Annotated in this window: 23 protein-coding genes; 17 read left to right on the top strand and 6 right to left on the bottom strand. The window is 47.9% G+C overall.

The features are described 5' to 3' along the window. Window positions 1-75 precede the first annotated feature (75 nt). The 3 genes from ACE3K2_RS28205 (at window position 76) to ACE3K2_RS28195 (ending at window position 3,322) form a co-directional block, all read left to right on the top strand. Window positions 76-498: a hypothetical protein gene (locus ACE3K2_RS28205; protein ID WP_339303336.1), complete on the top strand. Its 423-nt coding sequence runs from the start codon at window positions 76-78 to the stop codon at window positions 496-498. 176 nt (window positions 499-674) lie between these two features. Next, window positions 675-1,895, top strand: coding sequence for an RtcB family protein (locus ACE3K2_RS28200; RefSeq protein WP_421897941.1), 1,221 nt, complete (start codon window positions 675-677; stop codon window positions 1,893-1,895). A 248-nt stretch (window positions 1,896-2,143) separates the two neighbouring features. Continuing rightward, complete coding sequence (locus tag ACE3K2_RS28195) at window positions 2,144-3,322, top strand: DUF4272 domain-containing protein (RefSeq protein ID WP_421897938.1); 1,179 nt, start codon at window positions 2,144-2,146, stop codon at window positions 3,320-3,322. Window positions 3,323-3,563: 241 nt separating this feature from the next. Here the strand turns inward: ACE3K2_RS28195 and ACE3K2_RS28190 are convergent, their stop codons facing one another. Further along, entirely contained in the window at window positions 3,564-3,830 is a 267-nt protein-coding gene (locus tag ACE3K2_RS28190; RefSeq protein ID WP_421897935.1) for a hypothetical protein, read from the bottom strand. Between the two features lie 109 nt (window positions 3,831-3,939). Between ACE3K2_RS28190 and ACE3K2_RS28185 the strand changes: the two genes are divergently transcribed. Next, window positions 3,940-4,482: a hypothetical protein gene (locus tag ACE3K2_RS28185; RefSeq protein ID WP_421897932.1), complete on the top strand. Its 543-nt coding sequence runs from the start codon at window positions 3,940-3,942 to the stop codon at window positions 4,480-4,482. 109 nt (window positions 4,483-4,591) lie between these two features. Continuing rightward, window positions 4,592-5,200: a DUF1349 domain-containing protein gene (locus ACE3K2_RS28180; protein WP_421897929.1), complete on the top strand. Its 609-nt coding sequence runs from the start codon at window positions 4,592-4,594 to the stop codon at window positions 5,198-5,200. Between the two features lie 24 nt (window positions 5,201-5,224). Here the strand turns inward: ACE3K2_RS28180 and ACE3K2_RS28175 are convergent, their stop codons facing one another. The 3 genes from ACE3K2_RS28175 to ACE3K2_RS28165 form a co-directional block, all read right to left on the bottom strand. Next, a complete protein-coding gene (locus tag ACE3K2_RS28175) occupies window positions 5,225-6,331 on the bottom strand; it encodes an MFS transporter (RefSeq protein ID WP_421897926.1) in 1,107 nt (368 codons plus the stop codon). Window positions 6,332-6,420: 89 nt separating this feature from the next. Beyond that, a complete protein-coding gene (locus ACE3K2_RS28170) occupies window positions 6,421-6,951 on the bottom strand; it encodes a TetR/AcrR family transcriptional regulator (protein WP_421897923.1) in 531 nt (176 codons plus the stop codon). Window positions 6,952-7,029: 78 nt separating this feature from the next. Further along, on the bottom strand, window positions 7,030-7,800 hold the full coding sequence (locus tag ACE3K2_RS28165) for a DeoR/GlpR family DNA-binding transcription regulator (RefSeq protein WP_421897920.1): 771 nt from the start codon (window positions 7,798-7,800) through the stop codon (window positions 7,030-7,032). A gap of 350 nt (window positions 7,801-8,150) precedes the next feature. Here ACE3K2_RS28165 and ACE3K2_RS28160 point away from each other — a divergent pair, with 350 nt between their 5' ends. From ACE3K2_RS28160 to ACE3K2_RS28145, 4 genes are all read left to right on the top strand, one after another. Continuing rightward, window positions 8,151-9,116, top strand: coding sequence for a metallophosphoesterase family protein (locus tag ACE3K2_RS28160; protein WP_421897917.1), 966 nt, complete (start codon window positions 8,151-8,153; stop codon window positions 9,114-9,116). Between the two features lie 43 nt (window positions 9,117-9,159). Next, window positions 9,160-10,017: an EamA family transporter gene (locus ACE3K2_RS28155; protein ID WP_421897914.1), complete on the top strand. Its 858-nt coding sequence runs from the start codon at window positions 9,160-9,162 to the stop codon at window positions 10,015-10,017. A 310-nt stretch (window positions 10,018-10,327) separates the two neighbouring features. Further along, window positions 10,328-10,879, top strand: a complete 552-nt coding sequence (locus ACE3K2_RS28150; protein ID WP_421897911.1) for a nucleotidyltransferase family protein — start codon at window positions 10,328-10,330, stop codon at window positions 10,877-10,879. A gap of 59 nt (window positions 10,880-10,938) precedes the next feature. Then, window positions 10,939-11,673 carry a YdcF family protein gene (locus ACE3K2_RS28145; RefSeq protein ID WP_339303318.1) on the top strand — a complete coding sequence of 245 codons (735 nt, stop codon included), beginning with the start codon at window positions 10,939-10,941 and terminating at the stop codon, window positions 11,671-11,673. A 78-nt stretch (window positions 11,674-11,751) separates the two neighbouring features. On the opposite strand, the gene ACE3K2_RS28140 is transcribed toward ACE3K2_RS28145, so the two are convergent. Together ACE3K2_RS28140 and ACE3K2_RS28135 are read right to left on the bottom strand one after the other, a co-directional pair. Beyond that, the gene (locus ACE3K2_RS28140) at window positions 11,752-13,065 is read right to left on the bottom strand and encodes a M56 family metallopeptidase (RefSeq protein WP_421897907.1); all 1,314 of its coding nucleotides are present in this window, start codon (window positions 13,063-13,065) and stop codon (window positions 11,752-11,754) included. 9 nt (window positions 13,066-13,074) lie between these two features. Continuing rightward, entirely contained in the window at window positions 13,075-13,449 is a 375-nt protein-coding gene (locus ACE3K2_RS28135; protein ID WP_421897904.1) for a BlaI/MecI/CopY family transcriptional regulator, read from the bottom strand. A gap of 167 nt (window positions 13,450-13,616) precedes the next feature. On the opposite strand from ACE3K2_RS28135, the gene ACE3K2_RS28130 reads away from it, so the two are divergent. From ACE3K2_RS28130 to ACE3K2_RS28095, 8 genes are all read left to right on the top strand, one after another. Continuing rightward, window positions 13,617-14,138 carry a hypothetical protein gene (locus tag ACE3K2_RS28130; protein ID WP_421897901.1) on the top strand — a complete coding sequence of 174 codons (522 nt, stop codon included), beginning with the start codon at window positions 13,617-13,619 and terminating at the stop codon, window positions 14,136-14,138. A gap of 117 nt (window positions 14,139-14,255) precedes the next feature. After that, complete coding sequence (locus ACE3K2_RS28125) at window positions 14,256-15,146, top strand: TIGR01777 family oxidoreductase (protein WP_421897899.1); 891 nt, start codon at window positions 14,256-14,258, stop codon at window positions 15,144-15,146. A 153-nt stretch (window positions 15,147-15,299) separates the two neighbouring features. After that, the gene (locus ACE3K2_RS28120; protein ID WP_421897896.1) at window positions 15,300-16,301 is read left to right on the top strand and encodes a beta-ketoacyl-ACP synthase III; all 1,002 of its coding nucleotides are present in this window, start codon (window positions 15,300-15,302) and stop codon (window positions 16,299-16,301) included. Continuing rightward, a complete protein-coding gene (locus tag ACE3K2_RS28115; RefSeq protein ID WP_421897893.1) occupies window positions 16,291-17,583 on the top strand; it encodes an ATP-grasp domain-containing protein in 1,293 nt (430 codons plus the stop codon). Before ACE3K2_RS28120 ends, ACE3K2_RS28115 begins: the two co-directional genes overlap by 11 nt. Further along, window positions 17,580-18,575, top strand: a complete 996-nt coding sequence (locus tag ACE3K2_RS28110) for an NAD-dependent epimerase/dehydratase family protein (RefSeq protein WP_421897890.1) — start codon at window positions 17,580-17,582, stop codon at window positions 18,573-18,575. Before ACE3K2_RS28115 ends, ACE3K2_RS28110 begins: the two co-directional genes overlap by 4 nt. Next, a complete protein-coding gene (locus ACE3K2_RS28105; protein WP_421897887.1) occupies window positions 18,569-19,429 on the top strand; it encodes an MBL fold metallo-hydrolase in 861 nt (286 codons plus the stop codon). The genes ACE3K2_RS28110 and ACE3K2_RS28105 overlap by 7 nt, the downstream gene beginning before the upstream one ends. Then, window positions 19,426-20,742 carry a F390 synthetase-related protein gene (locus ACE3K2_RS28100; protein ID WP_421897885.1) on the top strand — a complete coding sequence of 439 codons (1,317 nt, stop codon included), beginning with the start codon at window positions 19,426-19,428 and terminating at the stop codon, window positions 20,740-20,742. Before ACE3K2_RS28105 ends, ACE3K2_RS28100 begins: the two co-directional genes overlap by 4 nt. A 37-nt stretch (window positions 20,743-20,779) precedes the next feature. Continuing rightward, window positions 20,780-21,721 (top strand): SDR family oxidoreductase, encoded by a 942-nt coding sequence (locus ACE3K2_RS28095; RefSeq protein ID WP_421897882.1) that lies wholly within the window; start codon window positions 20,780-20,782, stop codon window positions 21,719-21,721. Window positions 21,722-21,853 lie beyond the last annotated feature (132 nt).

Genomic DNA, 21,853 nt, shown 5'->3' with positions numbered 1-21,853 from the left:
GGAAGGATTACTTAAGGAGCATGGCGAATAAGGCATAGTCTTAACAAATGAAACAAATAAGAGGGAGGCACTCTCGTGCTCAAAAAATGGGCTAATGTTTTCATGATTCTGAGTCTGGTATTCGCCGTATGTTCCCCAACCTCCCATGCTGCTGCCAAAACGGTTAAAGTCACCGTGACGTTGGTGAGCGCAGAGCTTGTCGAGAATAACTCTGTCGGTAATGAGTGGGCCATCGGAGCAAGTGTGAACGGCAAAGACCTGGAAGAAGGTTCATCGGTCACCTTAAATCTGAAGTCCACAGGTACGTTGAAACTGGAGGCCATCGCCGAAGAACAGGACAAGATCCCCGATTATGGGAGTAAAAGCACCAATGTTAAACTATCTTCGTTCTCCAAATCAACCAACAAGACGCTTTCCGTAGTGGTGACCGAGAACAGAGGTCGATATTCTGGTAACACAGCAACTTGGGCGTTCAAGTTTAAGATTAGCAAGAAGTGAATAGGAACCAACTGTGAGAAAAGGGAGCCTAGCTCTCTTTTTTTAATGCGTAGATAATTGGTGATTTAAGGAAGAGAACATTTCGAGCCACACTGATCTTTGTTAAACTAAGGAAAGCAATAGACCAAAATTGAAGATGAATTATTCAAAATAATACATAGGAGGTTAACACAATCATGCGTATCGTAGATAACATTAAAGTCTGGGGGGAGCCGCTGGATAATGCTGTAAGCCAGGCGGTGACTTGCTCGCAATATGGGGATGTGCTGGGTGTGGCTCTGATGGCCGATCATCACAAAGGTTACTCGCAACCCATCGGTGGTGTTGTCGCTTATCGGAATATGATCAGTCCGTCAGGTGTCGGATATGATATCGCCTGTGGCAACAAGGCTGTGCGTACCAATCTGATGTGGGATGATATTCGGGATCAGATTCGTACGATTATGGATGACATCAATTCGACCATATCTTTCGGCGTGGGTCGGAACAATCCAACACCCGTGGATCATGAACTGTTCGACGACGCGAGCTGGAAGCTGTTTGATACCATTGAACCAGGATTACAGCATAAGCTGAAGACGCTCGCACGCAACCAACTTGGAACCGTAGGCAGTGGCAATCATTTCGTGGATATTTTTGTTGAAGAGGCCACGGGAAAGGTGTGGATCGCGAATCATTTTGGCAGCCGCGGGTTCGGTCACAAAGTGGCGAGTGGGTTCCTTAACCTGGCCGCAGGGCGTCAGTTCAGTGGCAAAGCGCCGGGTGAATCCATGGATCAGCCACCTACGTTGTTTAACCTGAACAGCGAAATGGGTGATATGTATTGGGATGGAATGACTCTGGCGGGCAGATACGCCTATGCAGGACGTGATTATGTCATTGAACAGGTGCTTGGAATTCTCGGGGCAAATGCTGAATACACCGTACATAACCATCACAACTTTGCCTGGAAAGAACAGCATATGGGTGAAGAGGTCGTCGTGGTTCGCAAAGGTGCAACGCCACTGGCACCTGGGCAGCTTGGTTTTGTCGGAGGCAGTATGGGTGATATCTCGGTGATTGTGGAGGGGATCCACAGCGAAGAGAATACCGAGTCATTCCGCAGTACCGTACATGGAGCAGGGCGCACGATGAGTCGAACCCAGGCGGCTGGCAAAATGAATTACAAGCTCCGCACACGCATGGGCGGTGAGATTAGCGAAGCACAGATGCATGAGGCGATTCGCGCCTATGGCGTGGAACTGCGGGGAGCGGGCACGGACGAAAGTCCGTTTGTGTATAAGAAACTGCAAGACGTACTGAACGCACATGCGAATACGCTGAAAATCAACCATGTGCTACGTCCCGTTGGTGTCGCCATGGCCGGAGGGAACGAATTCGATCCATACAAGGATTAGTCATATATGTGCAACTGAACATTTACACGATAACGGAGAGGGCAGAAATAACTTGAAGAAGCGGAGCGTTCGCCTAAAAGCTTTCTAAAAGAAAGCTACATCGGAAGCATACGCTATCACCGGATTTTCCCTTTCAAAAAAGGAATAAAAAAATCTGGGGATAACAGCGATCGGAAAGTTATTCTGCCATCGGAGTGCCAGTGTAAATATTCATTAGTTGAACTATATATAGAGAGAGGGTGAACTTCATGAGAAATTGTGCGATATACAGCTCTCAGTTTGACCTGGATCAGCTGTATGAAGTGATTCAATCCATTTATCCTGAGGGTACGATTAAACGCCGGGAAGACAAAACTCATATTCAAGTGACTCAGAAGAAATGGCTTAGTAAAAAAACCAAAGGCTTCAATATCATGACCAGCCAGACACATCCCGAGGAATTTACGACAATGATTCAGGGAATGCTTGGATTTTTGAGTCAGATTGAGGGGCGCAATGCTTCGCTTCAGGAAAAGGTATTGATCAAATGTTCCACACTCAATATGGTGGTTGGCATTGAGACAGAAGAGGATATCTCGGAAGAATTCTTCGGCGAGTTATTGCAACTGGCTGATGCTCTGGATGCTGTGATCTTCTGGGGAGGTGGATCTCTGCTGAATGCACAAGGCCAGTTATTGCTGGATGTGAATGGAGAGTCTGAGGTAGAGGACTACACGGTGACAGCGCACACCAGTTTCCTTGACGGGGACAGACCCCGGTCGGAGTCCGGCAATCAACGCAAAATGCGTTCAGAGCAACGGTTGACGGAACAAGGCATTCCGTATAATGCAAACTTGCCTGCAAGGGACGGAGACGAGCACACCACCATTCGGTGTAAAGAGGAAGTCGCTCGCCGTGCGGTTGCATTATGTCTTGCCGCGCTTAAGGGAGAGTGTCTGGGAGCAGGTGAAAGCGCGGAAGATACAGCTGCTCTGGTTCAGGAAGTGATCGACAAGTATGAGGCTGAATCCTTTTTCTCACCCGTAGAGAAGAGGTTTATCGACCAGCACGGAGCGGAGCAGCAGGAGATCATCGCCTTCTCTTGGGGATATGAAGCTTACCACGTGATGTTGTGGGCGCTAGGTTATGTGAAGGAACTTGGTGCACCAACGGAGTTATGTAACGTAGGGAAGGATGTCGGTTATTTGCAACAGAAGGACAGCTTTGTCGACTTTCTCTCCGATGCATCTCTGCGTAACAAGAGTGAGATTCTGGATGAAGCAGATCTGATCTACCGTTATAACTGGGTGTGTGTGGATAGTCGTGTGAATGACAAAACACTTCCTGCTGGCTTGAATGGTGGAGTGGCTTATGAGCGTCACCGTGCATTGAACTGGCTGATCTGTTATCTGGATCAGGAGTGGGATGATGTGCGAACAGATACGTAGGATAGAATGATCAAGAGTTATGGCTCAGTATTCGGGTTGTGATCTTGCTGAGAATACGCTGGATAAGTTACCGAAATAGAGCTGGTTATAAGAACTTCAATTCCAACTCGTATTGAAATCAGAGAAGGGATAGTATTCGCTGAAGAAATAAAATGCGAATGTTATCCCTTTTTTTTGTGGTGTACGATGTAGATGAAACCCCTCTATCAATAAACAATGGGAATCCGGTTCGAAAAACAATCTAGTTTGACGGGTGTAACATTGCTTGGATATTGTTATGTAAATTCACGCTGGAAGTGAATAAAATATACGATTGGTTCACTGTGCGAATCAGAATCCTTTCACTTGTACCATTGACTGGACCGATCCGAATGGCGGATGGTTCGCTGCCACCGTACGTATCATCCAGGGTGACCGATATGATATGTGCGATGGGAATCTCAATTTTGGAAAACTGCCAGCGGATGACCAGCTGATCTTCTGTTTTTTTCACGTTAACGCCAAACATAGGTTGATCTCCTCCTGTTGTAATTCATATCATTGTAGTAATCTTGTAGGTCCAGTTTATCATATTATGGATAAAATTACCTTATTAATAATGAAGGGAGTGGAACTGGTTGAACGACTGGAATGCCTATCATTATTTTGAACAAAGTCTTGGTCCTTTCAGAAATCTCTCCAGCCTGTCTGCGGATGAAGCAGAAGCAGTGACTCAGCAGATCCGTCTTCAGGGAAGAAACTTTGCCAGTCGGCGATCCGCAGATTACATGGCAATTCGCAGAACGCTTGAGCAAAGAGCTTATGAGCAGTTTGTTGCCAAAGGTGGAAAGCCGCTGCAATCATATCCCCATTACCTGACGCTTGGTGCATGTGAATGGTTGTTGTCCTGGTATTCAGAACCTGATCATGTGCTCATTCCGTGGGATGATCTTCCTGTCGATGTTGTGAGTTTTACCTACGGGGACTTGTTCCCCACAATGAGGTTTGACGATGCTAAACCTTATCGTAAGCAGATTTATACCAAAGATGAAATCATCGAAGTGATACAAACCTATGGTTGGCCTCAGGAATGGAACCGGCAGGGCAATAAGGGTCCGGAACGTTATATTGAGGTGCAAGTGTGGGACGAGCGGTTCATCCAACCGTACACATGGGTGTAAGATAATGGGGATGGAACTTGATGCTAAGCCTACAGGATTAACGGTGAGACATACCGAATACAAATAGAGAAATGAGTCAGCTTAAACTCCAACACAAAGGGCGTGCCACATGACGAATCTATTTGAACATTGTTCAGGTCAAACATTATCTGCCAACCTCGGATGGCTGAACGAGCCAGCAGATTGGTCCATTGAAGACGGCAAAGTAACGATAACCGTTTCGCCGATCAGTGATTTTTTCATTGATCCGGGAGGTGAGCCGGTGAAAGCTTCAGCACCATTTTTACATACGATAGTAAAGGGAGATTTCAGCATTGTCACTCAAGTACAGGTGGATATGAAAGAACAGTATGATTCAGGCTGCCTGATGGTGAGGGTGGACGATACGAACTGGGCTAAAGTCTGCTTTGAGTATTTCGAAGAACAGCCTTCCATTCTTAGTGTCGTGACCCGCGGTAACTCAGATGATTGTGTATCAGCACCTGTAGAAGTTAACAAGCCCTATTTACGTGTAGCCCGGGCAGGTAACAGCTTTGCATTCCATTATTCTCAGGATGGAGAGAAGTGGAAGCTGGTTCGTTATTTCGGTCTGGACTGCCCGGAAGAGATCCGTGTTGGCATTGTGGCCCAATCCCCCATTGGGCAGGGGACGACGGTTTCTTTTACAAATGTACAGCTGCAACATGGGGTGACCGGAAGTGTTCGCCGGGTAGAATAACACAACTGAAGGTCGATCTTGCATTTATTTTACCCGAATGAACAACCCGAGCAGGCCCAGTACTGCAAAGGCCAGAAATGCCGTTGTATTGGAGAACACTTCAATCGTGTACCCTGCCATGGAGGAGCCGAGAAATTGCCCAGCACCTAATGCGAGAAAGGCGAGGCTGATGCCAATGGACACATTTGGACTGAATAATCTCGTTGCCCAAACGATAAATACACTGGTCAGGAAAATATAGGTACTCCCAAACATGATGGCAGAAATTAGGCTGGCAGTCATGGATGGCAGAAGGATAACCCCGAGTGAAATAGCCAATAACATGATGCCAATTCGGTAGGACCATCCAATCTGGATCCGTTCAATAATACGGCCAGCACATCCGCCGAGGATCCCCATAACCCCCATTACAATCCAGAACAACACGGCTTCCGAATCGGAGGCCCCTTTCTCGTCTGTGAGGAAATTTCGGGCAAAGGTCCAATAGATTGCAGAACTGAAACCTGTCAACAGACAAGCCATGAGCAGAGCAGACCCGGGTCTGGTTGGTTTCATACATGTCCAGAGAGATTTGGTACAAGGCAGTGTCTGGGTTGCTGGAATGACACGTCTGTTCCACCAAAGAACGACAACACCGATTGCAGCAAACAGGATGTAGGTTAGACGCCAGTAATCCGTGAACAGAAAGTAGAGTGGGCCAGATACAACAATCCCGAAGCTGGTCCCTGTATTAATCCAACTGTTGCCTCTTGCTTGCAGATGAGGAGCCAGTTCGGCATTCACTGCATTGCCAAGGGCCGGGGAAGCCCAGCCTGTGCTTAGACCCGCTAGAAATATGCTGAAAGTTAACATCCATGCATTCTGAGATAGGGCAATGCCGGTTAGACCGAGCACAGCGCTGATTCCTGCCAGTTGGATGACATAATGATGTCCCTTGCGATTAATCAACAGGGGCGCAGTTAAAAGGGACAGACAGTAGGCAATGTACGTGCCTGAGTTGATCGCACCAGAGGCCGCATCATTTAATTGTAAAGCTTCCGAAATTTCCGGCATAAACAACCCATAACTGAATCGCCCGAATGCATAACATACAGCGATGAGTGCAATGCCTGGAAAGATGATTTTTTTCATGTAATCCACCGCCTTTTTAGATAGAACGTTCATTATAATTCTCATGAAATAAAAAAGTGAGTTGAACTACTAACTCACCCGGAATGGCATTACTTGAAACTGGTTAGCGTCATATGCATCAGTTCACGGCAGACGTCATTTACATTTTCTGTCTCAGCGAGTGCGGTGGAACCCTCCAGCAATATGGAGAACCTCAATAGGTCTCGTTCACTTGCAGCAGGCGCCAATGTATGAATTAAAGTTCGCATATGTCTTTTGTGCGCGTTGACTGTCTGGACGATGATATGATCTGCATGACCTCCAAATTCTTCCTTGGCGCGTAAAAATAAGCACCCTCTTGATTCGTGTTCTTTCAGCCAGGTTGCATGTCCTTCAGCCAGATTGAGGAACATGGGTTGTGCTTTATTGTCAGCATATTGCCGGAGCTGTTCCAAATAACGCTGTTCACGTCGCAGGAGCACCTGAACAATGAGGTCATCCTTGGATTCAAAGTGATTGTATAATGTCATGATGGCGATCCCGGCATCGGAGATAATGCGCTTCAAGCCGATGGAATGGAAACCGTGGAGGTAGAACAGTTCTTCAGCCACGTTCAAGAGCATTTCTTTTTTGCTGCTCATAATCAGTGAACCTCTCCCTTCGAGAAATAAGATAGAACGATCATTATAGTTTAAGGCTATAAAAAATGGCTCACATTGTCAAATCTTGTGAACCGTTTCAATCTCCAGTTGATGCAGGGCATTTACCCATTCTGTCGAACATCCGGAGTCGGTAATTACCATCGATAGGTTATCCATGGGGGAGATCTGTGCAAAAGTGGATCGACCAAATTTGGTGTGATCGGCTACCAAAATGGATTCTTCTGCTCGCTCCATCATTTTGCGGGAAATCAATGCTTCTTCCAGCAGATAGTCCGTTACACCATCCGTTAACGAAATGCCGCCGGCAGAGATGAATGCTTTGTTAACTTTGAATTGACTCAGCAATTCATGTGCAACAGGTCCGGTAGAAGCTTGTACCGCTGTATTGATTTCACCTCCGGCAAAGATAATTTTACCTGCAAAGTCTTCCAGCGCACAGGTGAGAATTGGAACGGAGTTGGTAATGACAGTCACCTGTGAACGATTTCTTAGTTGACGCATAATCTCCAGTGTTGTTGTGCCATTGTCCAGCATCACGGTTTCGCCATCTTCAATCAGAGAGGCGGCAGCTACGCCGATGCGCTGTTTCTCATTCATCTGAAGTTGCGCTCGCTTTTGAAAAGGGGCTTCGATCATTCCTGAACGTACACGAACAGCACCGCCGTAGACTTTACGCAACTCACCTTCCTTTTCAAGTCGATCCAGATCACGCCGTATGGTTTCTGTAGATACCTGAAACAGATCTGCCAAAACCTGTACCTGAACCTTCCCTTGGGTAGCCAGATGGGTAAGAATGGTGTTTTTGCGCTCTTCATACGTTAGAGACATACGTTGTTGAACCTCCTGTATTTCGTAACCATATGTATTTTTAATTTATAGTTATGTATTCTTGTGGATTGATGTTGATTTGTATAGTTTAAAAGGTCGAGCTGAGCTTGTCAATTTGCCAGAAATTTACGTTGAATCTGGATCGAACATATGCCATTTAAAATCTTGATTATTTCCTTTATAAAAAAACATGGAACAGATAACCGATGATAAATTTAACGATGTATTGACAGTAATAACATGTGAAGATAAGATCATATGAAACAACATAATACCACACAAAACAACATATAAAGTAGAATGAGATGCAGAGTTAATAACATGTGTTTAGTAACGAGGAGGTTAAGACAGTGAATCGACAACTGTTTTTTCGAGAAAATGGAACTTTTAAAATCGTGCAGTTTACAGATCTGCACTGGAAAGATGGTCGTCCTGAGGATATCAGGACCCGGCAGTTAATGAAAACCATTGTTGAAGCGGAACAACCCGACCTGGTTGTGTTTACAGGGGATGTGATCTATACGGGGCCGGTGGATCAGGGGAACAAGGCATGTGAGCATCCGGAGCAGGCTTTCCGTGAGGCCGTAGCGGTTGTGGAAGAGTGTGGTATTCCATGGGCATTTGTGTACGGCAATCACGATACGGAAAATCGAATTACCCCCACTGAATTAATGGATGTCATTCAGGAACACGAGTACACCGTGACAGAGCCAGGTCCAAGCGAGATTGCAGGTATGAGCAATTACACCCTGGAGATTGCCAAATCGGACGGCAGTTCGGCTGCGGTGTTGTATTTCCTCGATTCAGGGAGTTATTCCACAGTTGAATCTATTCCCGGCTATGGCTGGATTCAGCCCAATCAGATCCAGTGGCTGATGTCTGAATCCATACGCGTCAATTCCGGCCGCAGCCGCGGGAATAAGCTCCCAGCCTTGGCGTTTTTCCATATCCCCATTCCTGAATACCAGGCCATGTGGGACACGCAGATCTGTTACGGCAGCAAATATGAACCTGTATGTTGTGCCGAAGTGAACTCGGGTCTGTTCACTGCACTGCTGGAAATGGGGGATGTAATGGGGACCTTTTGCGGACATGATCATGTGAATGATTTTCAGGGGACTTACCACGGCATTCGTCTCTGCTACGGGCGTTCGAGTGGGCATAGTACATATGGAAGGGAAGGCATGCTGCGTGGAGGTCGCGTCATTCAATTGAAGGCGGGAGAACGCAGCTTTAATACCTGGCTTCGTCTCGAAGACGGCTCAGTTTTGAAGGAACAGCCAGAACATCAACCTGAGAGCGCTTCAGCACAATAGAGAATAATAGAAGAGCAATGGAGTAGAGAGGAACATTTTGATTATGATTTTACCTATAGTTCTGGTACTCGCTTCCGGGATGGCTCATGCCGTCTGGAGCATGTTTACCAAGCGCAGTTTGAACAAAAGTGTATTTTTGTGGTCCATTATGATGATTCCAACAATTATATTGCTTCCTGTACTTATTGTAGAGTTGGTACGTGAACCTTTATCTATTCCAGCCTATGCGCTGCTAATTCTGTCGATGGGGTTGCAGGCTTTGTACTCTTGGCTGTTGTCTCAGACCTACGAACTCGGCGACTTATCTCAGATCTATCCGATTATGCGGGGAACGAGCACCTTATTGGTGCCTCTAATTGGAGTTACCTTTCTAGGGGAAACCTTATCTCCGTACGGCTGGATCGGCATTGCGTGTATGCTGGGCGGTTTTACGGTACTCAGTGGTGTCGGAAGCAGAGATATTACGACGGGCTCGCGTGTAAAAGGGTTGAAGCCGGTTTTGATGGCTTTAAGTGTAGGATTATGTACAACCAGTTATGTGTTCGTGGATAAACTGAATCTGGAACATATTTCACCCTTATCGTTACTTGAAGTAACCAACATTGGTTTTGTCGCCGGATTAACGCCTGCGCTGCTGGCTTCTCGTCAATTGCGTCAGGAGTGGAAGGTGAATCGATCGACCATCATGCTTGGCGCATTGCTGAATCCGGGCTCGTACCTGTTGTTTCTGTTTGCGTTACAGCAGGCACCGATGGCTAGACTGGGTCCCCTTCGGGAAGTAGGCACGATCTTTGCCGCATTTCTCGGCATTTTGCTACTGAGAGAACAGCAGGGGAAAAAGCGTATTCTCTGTTCCATCGTTATTTTTGTCGGTATTTTGTTGATTGGGATGTGGGGCTAAGGGAAGAACTGCGTCGCTGATCAGCCTCAAAAGTATGCTTGAATGATCGCGTGCTCTTGACGCTTCCTATAGTCCGTTCCATATCATGCGTCACATGATGAAAAACTACAAATCAGATCTCTCGATGCAATCCCCTCAGGTGTAAGACCTTAAGATCCATCTGTTCAGATGAAACTTAGGGTGGCCACCTGAGGGGATTTGTTCATTTTATTGCAGAAACCAAACGTGATATATTGGAAGCTAGTGCAGTTAAGCAGGTAGAATAGATTGAAGGAGTGAGTAGAGCATCGGGAGTAAGGAGAGGGAGCATTTGTTGCATGAGGAGAAATTCATCCGGGCAATTATGGAGCACGAGCAATTAATGCACGACCTGCGGCGAGTTCGAAGTCTGCAACTGACTCAATGTTACATAGGTGCAGGATATATTCGTAATTATATCTGGGATGTTCTACATGGATATGATCTTCGGGAACTTCATAGCGATATTGATGTTGTTTATTATGATGCGCGAGACTTGCGTGAGGAGCGAGACATACAGCTCGAACAACAGCTTCGTGAGGAGACTGGCAATGCCAAGTGGTCGGTCAAAAATCAGGCGAGAATGCATCTGCGCAATGGCAGAGATCCCTATCTATCTATTGAGGATGCTCTTCGCTATTGGCCCGAAATCGTGACTGCCATAGGCGTACAGCTGGATGAAGAGGATCGGGTGAACATCTGTGCTCCGCATGGATTGCATGATCTGTATCATCTCGTGATTCGCAAAAGTCCTTTCTTCGCGGATACTGACTATTACAATCAACGTGTTCATAAGAAGTGCTGGCAGCAACAATGGCCCAAATTAACGATAATCACAGCTTGAATTATAGTGAATCATAGAGATACGCGGAATTACGGGTACAAGAAGGGGTGTTTACGGACTTGATAAAAAAGTTCTTACAAAAATATGGACTGATCATTGATCTCGTCCTGTTGGCATGTTTTGTGGCGTTTCTGGTCTTCTGGGGCCAACGATTTCCAGTCATGTTTTTCGGAATGATCACGGTGGCTTTTATCGTGTTAAGACGGATTGACTATCAGAAGCATGTTATTTTGAAACGGATTATCCTTACCGGATTTGGCGTGGCTGCCGTATCTTTTGTCATTATTGAGGCGCTTGTATTCACACAGCTGGGTGCGAATGATCCGGAAGAGGCGGACTACGTCATTATTCTAGGTTCAGGCATTCGGGGAACGGAATTATCGTTGACTTTGAAGCAGAGGTTAGATGCCAGTCTGGACTACATTCGCAGCCATCCTCAGACACCGGTTATTGTATCGGGTGGACAGGGACCCGGGGAATCAATACCGGAAGCGCTCGCTATGAAAAACTATCTGGTTGAACAGGGGATTAGCCCTGAGCAAGTCATTATGGAAGATCGCTCCACAAGTACTCAGGAGAATTTGGCCTTTTCCAAAAAAATCATTCAGGAATCCGGGTTGGAGCACCCGGAGATCATGATTGTCACGAGTGACTATCATATGTTCCGCTCCAAATACATTGCAGCCAAGAACGGTTATGCAGCAGAATACGGCATATCTGCCCCATCACCAGGATATTTGAAACCCGTCAACATGATCCGTGAATATTTTGCTACGATCAAAACCTTTATTTAATATACAAACAGGACGAAGCGAAAGACTTATGCTTCGTCCTGTTTGTATATGTGGTTGTTATTGTTCCTTAACGTTAGGTTACTTCTCTGAAGGAACACGTACAGCTTTGGTGACCTGGGCCTCGGAAGGGACGGCTACGATTTCAGAAGAACTCCCGGTAGAACCCGCGATAGAAGGAACTGTGGCTGGTTCTACAACTTCACCCTCAGAAGGTTCAACAGAAGAAGGAGCTGGCACATCTTCGGAAGCTTCATCCTCAGGAAGAGCCACGAGTTCAGGCTTTACGGAAGTAGAGGGAACAGTTACAGCTTCGGAAACTCCGGCTGTATCCGGAGTAGCTACAATCTCAGGAGTCTCAGATACGGAAGGAACAGGCACTGCTTCAGTAGCTTTGGACTCTACTTGAACGGTATGGTTTGATGCCCATACTGCGGTGGATGTACTTACTCCTGTAATAAGCAATAGGGCCCCCATACTTAACATCCAGTGTTTCTTTTTCAGTTTCTTCACATTAAACATGTTCATCAATCTCCTTTTTAATTGTTTGCCTTCACCCGACAGGGATGAACAAAATTGAGCAGGCATTTTCCTGGTTCCCGCCATCACATTTAAAATCGTCTCGCCATACCGTCTTCGCTCTTCATGCGACATCTCTCTCACCACATCTTCATCACAGGCCAACTCACTCCAGGTATGAATGTCCCGGCGAATCATATGAATCAGGGGATTGAACCAGTGTAGGGCACTAACCCCCAATGTCAGAGCCTTGACCCACAGATCTTGATGTTTCAGATGTACCAACTCATGATGAATGACCATCCTGATGTCCATCTTGACCGTATTTTCGGGTGGAAGATATATCGTTGGTTTAAACAAGCCGACCAGTATAGGGCTTCTTACTATTGTGCTGTGAGCAAGCGTGATATTGCTTTTGAGACCCAAAGCCTCTTTGATTAATGGTAGCTGCATAGCTGCTTCACTATCACAGAGGACTGGCATAGTTGTACGTGATAGTTCATTCAAAAATCTCCGATAACAGTACACCTGCCATGCAGAAAAACCGATGACGCCAATGCCCCATACGCATAACAAGAACCAGGCTGTGGTTACAGATATGGTTGGTTCCGGGATAAATGGTCCTGCAAGTAAGCTCGAAGGTGTTGCATATTCCGTACTTGGTACAGTTGATGTAGGTGGGAATGCAAAACCCAAAAACCATGAAAGGCCAAGAGATACCGGGAACAGATAGAACAAGAGAGCCATTTTACCGAGTCTGTAGAGCCACTTGGTCGGAAAAACAGATACGGGTATGAGTCGCAGTGCCAAAATACAAACGGCAACAATACTTCCAGCCACGGTCAGACTGCACAGCATTTCAAAAAAGATGTTCATGATCTGCACCTACTTTTCCGAAAGCCATTTTTTCAGTTCTGAAATGTCATCGTCTGAAAGCTTATCACCGTCATACATGGCCGAGACCAAATTCTTGACTGAACCTTGATAGAGTCCATCAAGAACGTGCTGCGTTTCCTGTAGCTTGTAATCTTCGGGCTGTAGAAGAGGTTTATAATCATTGGTTCTTCCACGTCTCGTAACCGTTAAGGCGCCTTTATCCACCAGCCTTGATAGAAAGGTAGACATGGTCTGCGCTTTCCACGCTTTTCCCTTCTCAGCGAATATGTCTAATAGCTCTGTTGAGGTAACGGGTGGATCGCATGACCATATAACAACCATTAACTCCATTTCTGTTTCGGATAATTTCTGAATGTGGTTCACCGTGAACACTCCTTCACATCGTTATGCGTCCATAACGATTGTATTACTACACTACGTAGTACATATAAACTACTACAAGTTGTAGTGGATAGTCAAGTTATCCTGATAGATGATTGCCAAACCATGTTATAATATAGGTCATTAATAGAAGAACGATGTAGGAGTGAATGATCATTACAGCATATCAATTACCTGCGCTCTATGCGCAGAAGCGAGTTTCAATGCACGAGATGGAAGAGATTGTACGCCTGTTGGCCCAAGCCCCGCTACTATATGATGATGGACAGAGCATTCAGGTTAATGATTATATGGGAGGATTAGAGGTCGAACTTGAGCATGAGGTACGTCTTGCCGTGACCGAGTTGTATGAACTGGCTGTTCAGGCTTGCCGGACCTTCATTGATCCTTTCGCGTACGAGCAGTTTCAGGATGTGCTTGGGTTACAGGCTGAGTTATGGCAGGAGGAAGTGCTCACTCTTGCAAAGTGGATGGACTGGCTGAAGCAGATCAGTGAAGGAAAGAAAACACTGCCAGAGTATAACTTTACAGCCATGCTTGGCAACTTGCCAGAAGGATTCATGATCCATGATTTTTATGATGAGCTCCGATATCAATTGGAACAAAACCCTGCAAATACCTGGGCTCTCGAAGAGCGGGATCGCTTGTACGCATCCCTAGGGGTCAATTAAATCAAACCAACGGGTCACCAGCGGTGTTTAATCTAATATCTGTATTTTGCATGTATAGAAACATGTTGATCTATTTCTTGCGAAATCTTTACCCAGTATGGGAAATGAGGGGATACCGTGAAGAAGGTTGTATTGGCTGGTGGAACGGGTTTTGTTGGACAGGATTTTGCCCAAAGGTTCAAGAAGCTGGGTTATGAGGTGTTAATCATCTCGCGTCAGCCCGGTCATATTGCCTGGGAAGATCGTGCTGGAATCATAGAGGCACTGGAAAAAGCAGAGATGTTGATTAACCTGGCAGGCAAATCGGTGAACTGCCGTTATACGGATGAAAATCGCAAAGTCATTCTGGAATCCAGAACGCGTACAACACGTATTCTTGGGGAAACCATCCTGGCTTGTAATCATCCTCCCGAACTATGGATTAATTCGAGTACAGCGACCATATACAGACATGCTGAAGATCGTCCCATGACGGAAAAAGAGGGCGAGATCGGCTCTGGCTTCTCAGTCGACGTTGCCAAGGCGTGGGAACAGGCTTTCTTTGAATTCAGTCTGCCGTCTACGCGTCAGATTGCACTGCGAATTGCCATTGTGCTGGGCGAGGGCGGCGTGATGGTGCCCATGACAAACCTCGTGCGTTTTGGCCTGGGAGGATCTCAAGGCACAGGAACACAGCAGTTCAGCTGGATTCATATCGAAGACTTGTTCCGCATGGTGATCTATTTGCAAGAGCATCCGTACTTAAATGGTGTGTTCAATGCGTCCTCTCCGCATCCGGTGACGAATCGGGAGCTGATGGCGAGCCTGAGAGAACAGATGGGTGTTCGAATCGGATTGCCCTCTCCTCGCTGGATGCTTGAACTGGGTGCACGTTTCATTCAGACCGAGACGGAATTGGTTCTCAAAAGTCGTTGGGTCATTCCTGAGCGATTGGAGATGGAAGGCTTCACATTCACATACGGAACACTAGATGAGGCACTCGCCGAGATTTTGAATAAGAAGAACTGACCACACCGTATAAATAATAAAACACAACAGGAAGGGCAGAGGCATCTGCCTTTTATTATATATTCCAAGGCTTCTATCCAATGGCGTTTCGTCATTCGAGGTGAGGTGTAAATTTCATTTAATCAGTCAGATGAACAGAAAGAGGTTGGGGAAATGCAACTTAGAAGAGTAAGGATCGCGGGAACAGGGAAGTACCTGCCTGTACAGGAAGTCACCGATGAGGAACTGGATCGCCGCTTGGGCGTGCCTGCGGGCTGGGTCAGCAAAGCAACTGGCGTAGGTGTCCGGCATTATGCTTCGGGTGAAGAGACTTCCTCCTTCATGGGCGCGCGGGCTGCTGAAGCTGCACTGGCGGATGCAGGATTGCAATTCGGGGATATCGACTGTCTGGTGTGCACCAGTGGCACGAAGGAACAACCGTTGCCAAGTACGGCGGTATTTATCCAGCAGGCCATGGGGCAGCAAGATTCGGGCGTCCCCGCCTTTGATATGGATGCAACCTGCCTGAGTTTCCTGAACGGACTCGATGTGATCTCCTATATGGTAGATGCTGGTCGTTACCAACGAGTACTGATTGTTGCCACTGAGATTGCCTCGGCCGGATTAAATTGGTCTGATAAAGAAAGTGCGGCCCTGTTCGGAGATGGAGCGGCCGCCGTCATTATTGAACGTTCACCTGAAGGATCATCGTCACAGATCGTGCATGCGTCACTTCGAACTTACAGCCGAGGTGCGCGTTTCTCGGAGATTGCAGGGGGAGGCACACGGCTGCACGCTTCAAATTACAAGGCAGATCAGCCTGAGCCTTACCTATTTCATATGGATGGACAAGCGATCTTTCGCATGGCTTCCAGACTTCTGCCGGCATTCACCAGCGATATGTTACAGGCAACCGGTAATCGGATGGAAGATTTTCAATTGGTTATTCCCCACCAGGGGAGTGCCATGGCAATGAGATTGATCCGCAAGAAGCTTGGCATCGCTGAAGATCGATTCATGGATATCACACGACACCACGGCAACACGATTGCAGCATCGATCCCGATGGGGCTGCATGAAGCGATTAGACAGCAGCGCATTCAGCGGGGAGATCGGGTGCTGATGATTGGCACGGCTGCCGGATTATCCTTGGGAGGACTCATCTTTGACTACTAGATCTGGGGAAACTGGACAGCGTACATCTGCTTCTCTCAACGTACTTCTTACAGGCGGAAGGGCTCCGGTAACGCTCGATCTGGCACGCATGCTTCATCGGGCAGGCCATCGGGTCTATGTTGCGGAGAGTGCTGTAAGGCATCTGACCAGATTATCCAGTGCAGTAGAACAGTGCGCTGTGGTCCCACCGCCCCGTCAAGACACATCTGCGTATCTGGCGGGGCTGGAACGGTTGGCACAGGATTGGCAGATCGACCTGCTGATCCCCATGTGTGAAGAAGTCTTCTATGTGGCTCAAGGGGCAGACAGACTGCGTGCTTATTGCCGTGTTCTGGTTACGACTATGGAGCAGCTGCATGAGCTGCACCATAAATATCATTTTATCCAGCTTGCAAGCTCACTAGGTCTTTCGGTTCCGGAGACACGCCTGATCAACAATCGGCAGGAATGGATGGAAGCTCAGGCTGTTCTGGAAACGGTGGGAGAATGGGTATGGAAACCGGTGTATTCCCGCTTTGCCGCCAAAGTTCGCATGCCAGCACGCATGACCGATGACACTGGCGCAGGAACTGATCAGGAAGGAAAAGCAAGTAAAAACAAACGTCGATATTTACGAAACGACCCTCCGGAACATGGGCAGTTATCCTTTGCTTCGCCTTGGGTTGCACAGGCCTACATTCCTGGTCAGATGTTATGTACATACAGCATAGCCCACGAAGGGCAACTGGTTGCGCACGCCACGTACTATAGCCGCTATCGCACGGGTAGCGTGGGAGCGAGTGTATTTTTTGAACAGATGGAACATGAAGGTGCCCTTGCATGGGTGAGACAATTTGTGCATGCAACAGCTTTTAGTGGACAGATTGGGTTTGATTTTATAGAAGGTCAGGATGGGCAACTGTACGCGATTGAGTGTAATCCAAGGGCAACGAGCGGGATTCATCTGTTTCACCCCGGAGATGACTTGGTGCGTGCACTGACAGAACCGGAGACGTTGGTCAAAGAAAGAAAATGGATCACGCCCGCAGGGGGCAGCAAAGCCATGCTCATGCTTCCCATGCTGGGAAGCGGAGTTCAGCAGATCTTCGGCAAAGGAAAGTTCCGTGCATGGATAGCTGCTTGGCGTGGAGCGAGGGATGTGGTGTATTTAAGGCAGGATATCCAGCCTTTCTTTGAACAATTCGCGGTGGTGCTGGCCGCCTGGCGTCTGGCAAGATCACAGAAGATCTCGCTGACTGAAGCTTTGACTCACGACATAGAATGGAACGGTGAACAACAATGAACAGAGCATTGGTTACAGGAGCTACGGGATGTCTGGGCAGGCACCTCGCGATACGGCTTGTAAAAGAGGGATGGGAAGTCACGGGCATGGGCCGACAATCCAAGGTTGGTACAGAACTTGAGTCCGCAGGAATCCGATTCTTAAATGGAGATATACAGGATGAGGCCGCAGTAAGCGAAGCGTGTGCGGGGCAGGATGTGGTATTTCACTGTGCGGCTCTGTCATCGCCATGGGGCCGATATCGTGATTTTTACAGCAGTAATGTAGAGGGGACACAAAACCTCATAGATGGCTGCCTGCATAATGAGGTACAACGATTTATACATGTCTCGACGCCAAGTGTATATTTCAATTACAACCCGCGATATGACGTACATGAGAATGATCCGTTGCCAGCCAAACCAGCCAATCATTACGCAGCCACGAAGCTTCTCGCTGAACAGGTCGTCATGGAAGGGCACAGAAAGGGACTTCCGTCGATCATGATTCGACCGCGAGCCATCTTTGGTCCGTATGATCAGACGTTGTTTCCCCGAATTGTCGCAGCCAACGCGAAATCAGGCGTGCCCATGATTGGTGGCGGACAAGCTGTAATTGATCTGACATGTGTGGATAATGTGGTGGATGCCCTGTTATTGTGCCGTGATGCCTCTGACGAAGCGCTCGGCAGAGCTTACAATATCTCCAATGGCGATCCGAGGGCGTTTAATGAGTTGGTGAGCACCTTGTTTGGCATGCTGGACATGTCCCTGCGTCGCCTTAACATTCCTTATCGGATGGCATATGGCGTGGCAGCATTGCTGGAGCGTGTTCATGGCTTTGTTTCTGCGCTGGGTGAACCTGCGTTGACACGGTATACCGTGGGCTCCTTATCGATCCCACAGACATTGGATATTACGGATGCAAGGGAGCGATTGGGGTACGTCCCTCGGGTGTCCATTGAAGAGGGGTTGCAACAATTTGCAGACTGGTGGAGGGCTGAATCATGCTGACAACAACTCCGGTAGAACTATATCTGGGTGCGGCGGGTTACTGCACACATCCAGAGTTTCTGACGCTGCGCGGTGGTCGGTTGAGACCGGTGCCTTTCCCGGCAGGATTTGCCTGCATCATTCACCCCGTACATGGACCGATCCTATTGGATACGGGATATAGCTCCCGCTTTTTCAAGGAAACGGCTCATCTGCCCAATGCACTGTATCGTCATATTACACCGGTGGTTTATCGTGAAGAGGATGGAGCCGTTCATTTTTTGGCTGGGATTGGGCTGAAAGCTGCGGATATCCGGTATATCATCCTCTCCCATTTTCACGGTGATCACATCGCGGGTGTACGGGATTTCCCGGAGGCACAATTCATCTATCTGCCGAGAGCTTATGATGCTGTGCGCTCACTCGGTCCGATTGCGGCTGTGAAGGCAGGTTATCTGTCTGGGTTGTTGCCTGAAGATTTTGTAGCCAGATCCTTGCCTGTTACGCGTCAGCCGGAGCGGTGGACAAGAGCGGGAGAATCGTTCCCTTACGATGAGGTCTATGATATATTCGGCGATGGTAGTCTGCTGGGGGTGGATGTATCCGGTCATGCGGAAGGCATGATGGGACTCCTGCTGCGTACAGAAGAACATGACTATTTCCTGTGTGCGGATGCAGTGTGGTCGAGTCGGGCTTTTCGTGAACAGCGTAGACCGAATATACTTGCGGGTATTATTATGTCTGATCGACAGGAATATCACCGTAACTTTGACAAGCTTGTCCAGCTGCATCAGCGGTTTCCCCACATTCGGGTTGTGCCGAGTCACTGCCGAGATGTACTGGACGCCTGGGGTGCAGGAGGGCGGAAACGATGAGTAATACCTTTCGTATAGTGGTTCATTATGCACTCGCACGTGGGCTGCGAACATGGAAAACGCGAGAACAACTGGAGCGCTGGCAAGAGCGCCGGATTATTCGTCATGTCCGTCAGATCCGTGCCCGCTCTCCGTTTTACCAGCAGTGGTGGGGTGGCGTGGATGCGTCTGAATGGAGAAGCTTCCCGTTGATTGACAAATCAATCATGATGCAGCATTTCAATACATTGAATACGGTGGGCATTACCAAGGACGAAGCGCTGGCTCTTGCAGGAGAAAGTGAAGAAACGCGTAACTTCAAACCTTCCATTCAGGGAGTGACCGTAGGATTGTCCTCGGGTACGTCAGGGAACCGGGGGATATTTCTGGTGAGTGATCAGGAGCAGGATGCGTGGACAGGCACGGTGCTGGCCAAGTTGCTGCCTGGTGGACTGTGGAAACCTGCGAAGATAGCATTTTTCCTGCGGGCCAACAGTAATCTGTATGAATCGGTACAGCGCGGTAAGTTACAGTTCCAGTACTTTGATCTGCTGGAGCGTGTGGAGACTTTGGTGAGACGATTGGAAGAGTACCAACCTACCGTGTGGGTGGCTCCCCCATCCATGCTGCGTCTGTTGGCGGATGCCTATGTGGCAGGTCAATTGACCGCTGTACCGGACAAAATCATCTCGGTTGCCGAGGTACTGGACCGCCTGGATCGCAAGGTGCTGGAGCAGGTCTTTGGACAGACCGTTCATCAGGTTTACCAGTGTACAGAAGGGTTCCTGGGTGCGACCTGTCGTTATGGCACACTGCATCTGAATGAAGACATTGTACATATTGAAAAAGAGTACATTGATTCCGCCACCCGGCGGTTCGTGCCCATTGTTACGGATTTCTCCAGAACATCACAACCGATCATTCGGTATCGGCTGAATGATATTCTGACCGAAGCGGCGATGCCATGTGCCTGCGGATCTCTGTTTACAGCTATTGAGCGGATTGAAGGCCGCTGTGATGATACGCTTTATTTTACACAACTGCATACGGGGGTGCCGGTATCTGTCTTTCCGGATTTTGTTACCCGCGCCGTCATTGCAGCTTCACCGGATATTGAACATTATCGTGTGGTGCAACGTGGGGACGGGACGATAGAGGTATCGCTACGACTTGGAGGAAATGCAGCACTGGGGCAAGTACAGGCGGATGTGTTGCAGGAATTGAACAAGTTGGCCGACAGGATGGATTGTACTTTGCCTGAGGTGAGATTCGTTCCGTATACGTTCAAACCAGGGGTCACCAAGCTACGCAGAGTAGAGAGACAGCTTCATTGAGCTGGTGAGAAAATATTGGGGAAGAGCAGGTGACTGAATGACAGTGGTGACATACAAGATAGGAGATGGACAGCAGCGGATGCAGACAGAGGAACATAGAATTGAAGAAAGAAAGAAAAAAAGACTATCAACATCTGGTGTACATGATGATTCCGTGGCTCTCATTACAGGCACATCCAGTGGCTTCGGTATGTTAACGGCCATTACTCTTGCCAAGCAGGGATACCTTGTTGTTGCCACCATGCGTGACCTGAATCGAAGAGAAGAGTTGGTCAGACTTGCAGGAGAGGCAGGCATAACAGAACGTTTGGTGTATGAGCAGTTGGATGTTACGGATTCGGAATCGGTGCAAGCCGCTATAACCAAAGTTGTTCTGAATTATGGGCGCCTCGACATACTGGTGAACAATGCAGGATTTGCAGTTGGCGGGTTCATTGAGGAAATATCGATGGAGAACTGGCGGCGCCAGATGGAGACGAATCTGTTTGGATTAATTGCGGTTACGCGTGCAGTCTTGCCAGTGATGCGTGAGCAGAAGCAGGGGCTAATTGTTAACTTGTCCAGTGTCAGCGGTTTATCCGGTTTTCCGGGATATGCACCTTATGCTGCCTCCAAATTCGCTGTGGAAGGATTTACGGAAAGTCTGCGGCATGAGATGTCTTCCTTCGGCGTTCGGGTGGTATTGGTTGAACCAGGCGCTTATCGCACGCCGATCTGGAATAAGGGTCTGGGGGAAATTCACCGGAGCGAGGACTCACCGTATAAGCATAAGCTGGATGCGGTCCTTCGTTATTCCAAACATGCGAGTGAGACGGCACCTGATCCACAGGAGGTAGCTGATCTGATCGGCCGAATTGCAAGGATGCGTGCACCAAAGCTCCGATATGCACTGGGTAAAGGCTCGCGTGTGCTGATCATAGGTAAAGCATTGCTACCGTGGAAGTGGCTGGAATGGATCATCGCCCGTGGACTAAAATAGAGATAAGGTACGATTCACGATTGCATAATTTCCGAAAGGGAGGGATTAGCCATCTTCGAATTCATCGTTATTATTTTACTTCTTGCGATTGTGGTTCTGCTCTTTCGAATCAACAGCAAGCTGCCGGAACGT

Source organism: Paenibacillus sp. (assembly GCF_048976745.1).
Taxonomy (GTDB): Bacteria; Bacillota; Bacilli; order Paenibacillales; family Paenibacillaceae; genus Paenibacillus.
This window is presented reverse-complemented; position numbering and strand designations above follow the sequence as displayed.

What these genes read in the sequence shown, in the direction of transcription:
- ACE3K2_RS28140 (WP_421897907.1), bottom strand. Translation starts at nt 13,065, where the DNA reads ATGAACATCTTTTTTGAAATGCTGTGCAGTCTGACCGTGGCTGGAAGT.
- ACE3K2_RS28105 (WP_421897887.1), top strand. Translation starts at nt 18,569, where the DNA reads ATGCTGACAACAACTCCGGTAGAACTATATCTGGGTGCGGCGGGTTAC.
- ACE3K2_RS28100 (WP_421897885.1), top strand. Translation starts at nt 19,426, where the DNA reads ATGAGTAATACCTTTCGTATAGTGGTTCATTATGCACTCGCACGTGGG.
- ACE3K2_RS28170 (WP_421897923.1), bottom strand. Translation starts at nt 6,951, where the DNA reads ATGAGCAGCAAAAAAGAAATGCTCTTGAACGTGGCTGAAGAACTGTTC.
- ACE3K2_RS28155 (WP_421897914.1), top strand. Translation starts at nt 9,160, where the DNA reads ATGATTTTACCTATAGTTCTGGTACTCGCTTCCGGGATGGCTCATGCC.
- ACE3K2_RS28200 (WP_421897941.1), top strand. Translation starts at nt 675, where the DNA reads ATGCGTATCGTAGATAACATTAAAGTCTGGGGGGAGCCGCTGGATAAT.
- ACE3K2_RS28190 (WP_421897935.1), bottom strand. Translation starts at nt 3,830, where the DNA reads ATGTTTGGCGTTAACGTGAAAAAAACAGAAGATCAGCTGGTCATCCGC.
- ACE3K2_RS28165 (WP_421897920.1), bottom strand. Translation starts at nt 7,800, where the DNA reads ATGTCTCTAACGTATGAAGAGCGCAAAAACACCATTCTTACCCATCTG.
- ACE3K2_RS28130 (WP_421897901.1), top strand. Translation starts at nt 13,617, where the DNA reads ATGATCATTACAGCATATCAATTACCTGCGCTCTATGCGCAGAAGCGA.
- ACE3K2_RS28120 (WP_421897896.1), top strand. Translation starts at nt 15,300, where the DNA reads ATGCAACTTAGAAGAGTAAGGATCGCGGGAACAGGGAAGTACCTGCCT.
- ACE3K2_RS28095 (WP_421897882.1), top strand. Translation starts at nt 20,780, where the DNA reads ATGACAGTGGTGACATACAAGATAGGAGATGGACAGCAGCGGATGCAG.
- ACE3K2_RS28175 (WP_421897926.1), bottom strand. Translation starts at nt 6,331, where the DNA reads ATGAAAAAAATCATCTTTCCAGGCATTGCACTCATCGCTGTATGTTAT.
- ACE3K2_RS28110 (WP_421897890.1), top strand. Translation starts at nt 17,580, where the DNA reads ATGAACAGAGCATTGGTTACAGGAGCTACGGGATGTCTGGGCAGGCAC.
- ACE3K2_RS28180 (WP_421897929.1), top strand. Translation starts at nt 4,592, where the DNA reads ATGACGAATCTATTTGAACATTGTTCAGGTCAAACATTATCTGCCAAC.
- ACE3K2_RS28195 (WP_421897938.1), top strand. Translation starts at nt 2,144, where the DNA reads ATGAGAAATTGTGCGATATACAGCTCTCAGTTTGACCTGGATCAGCTG.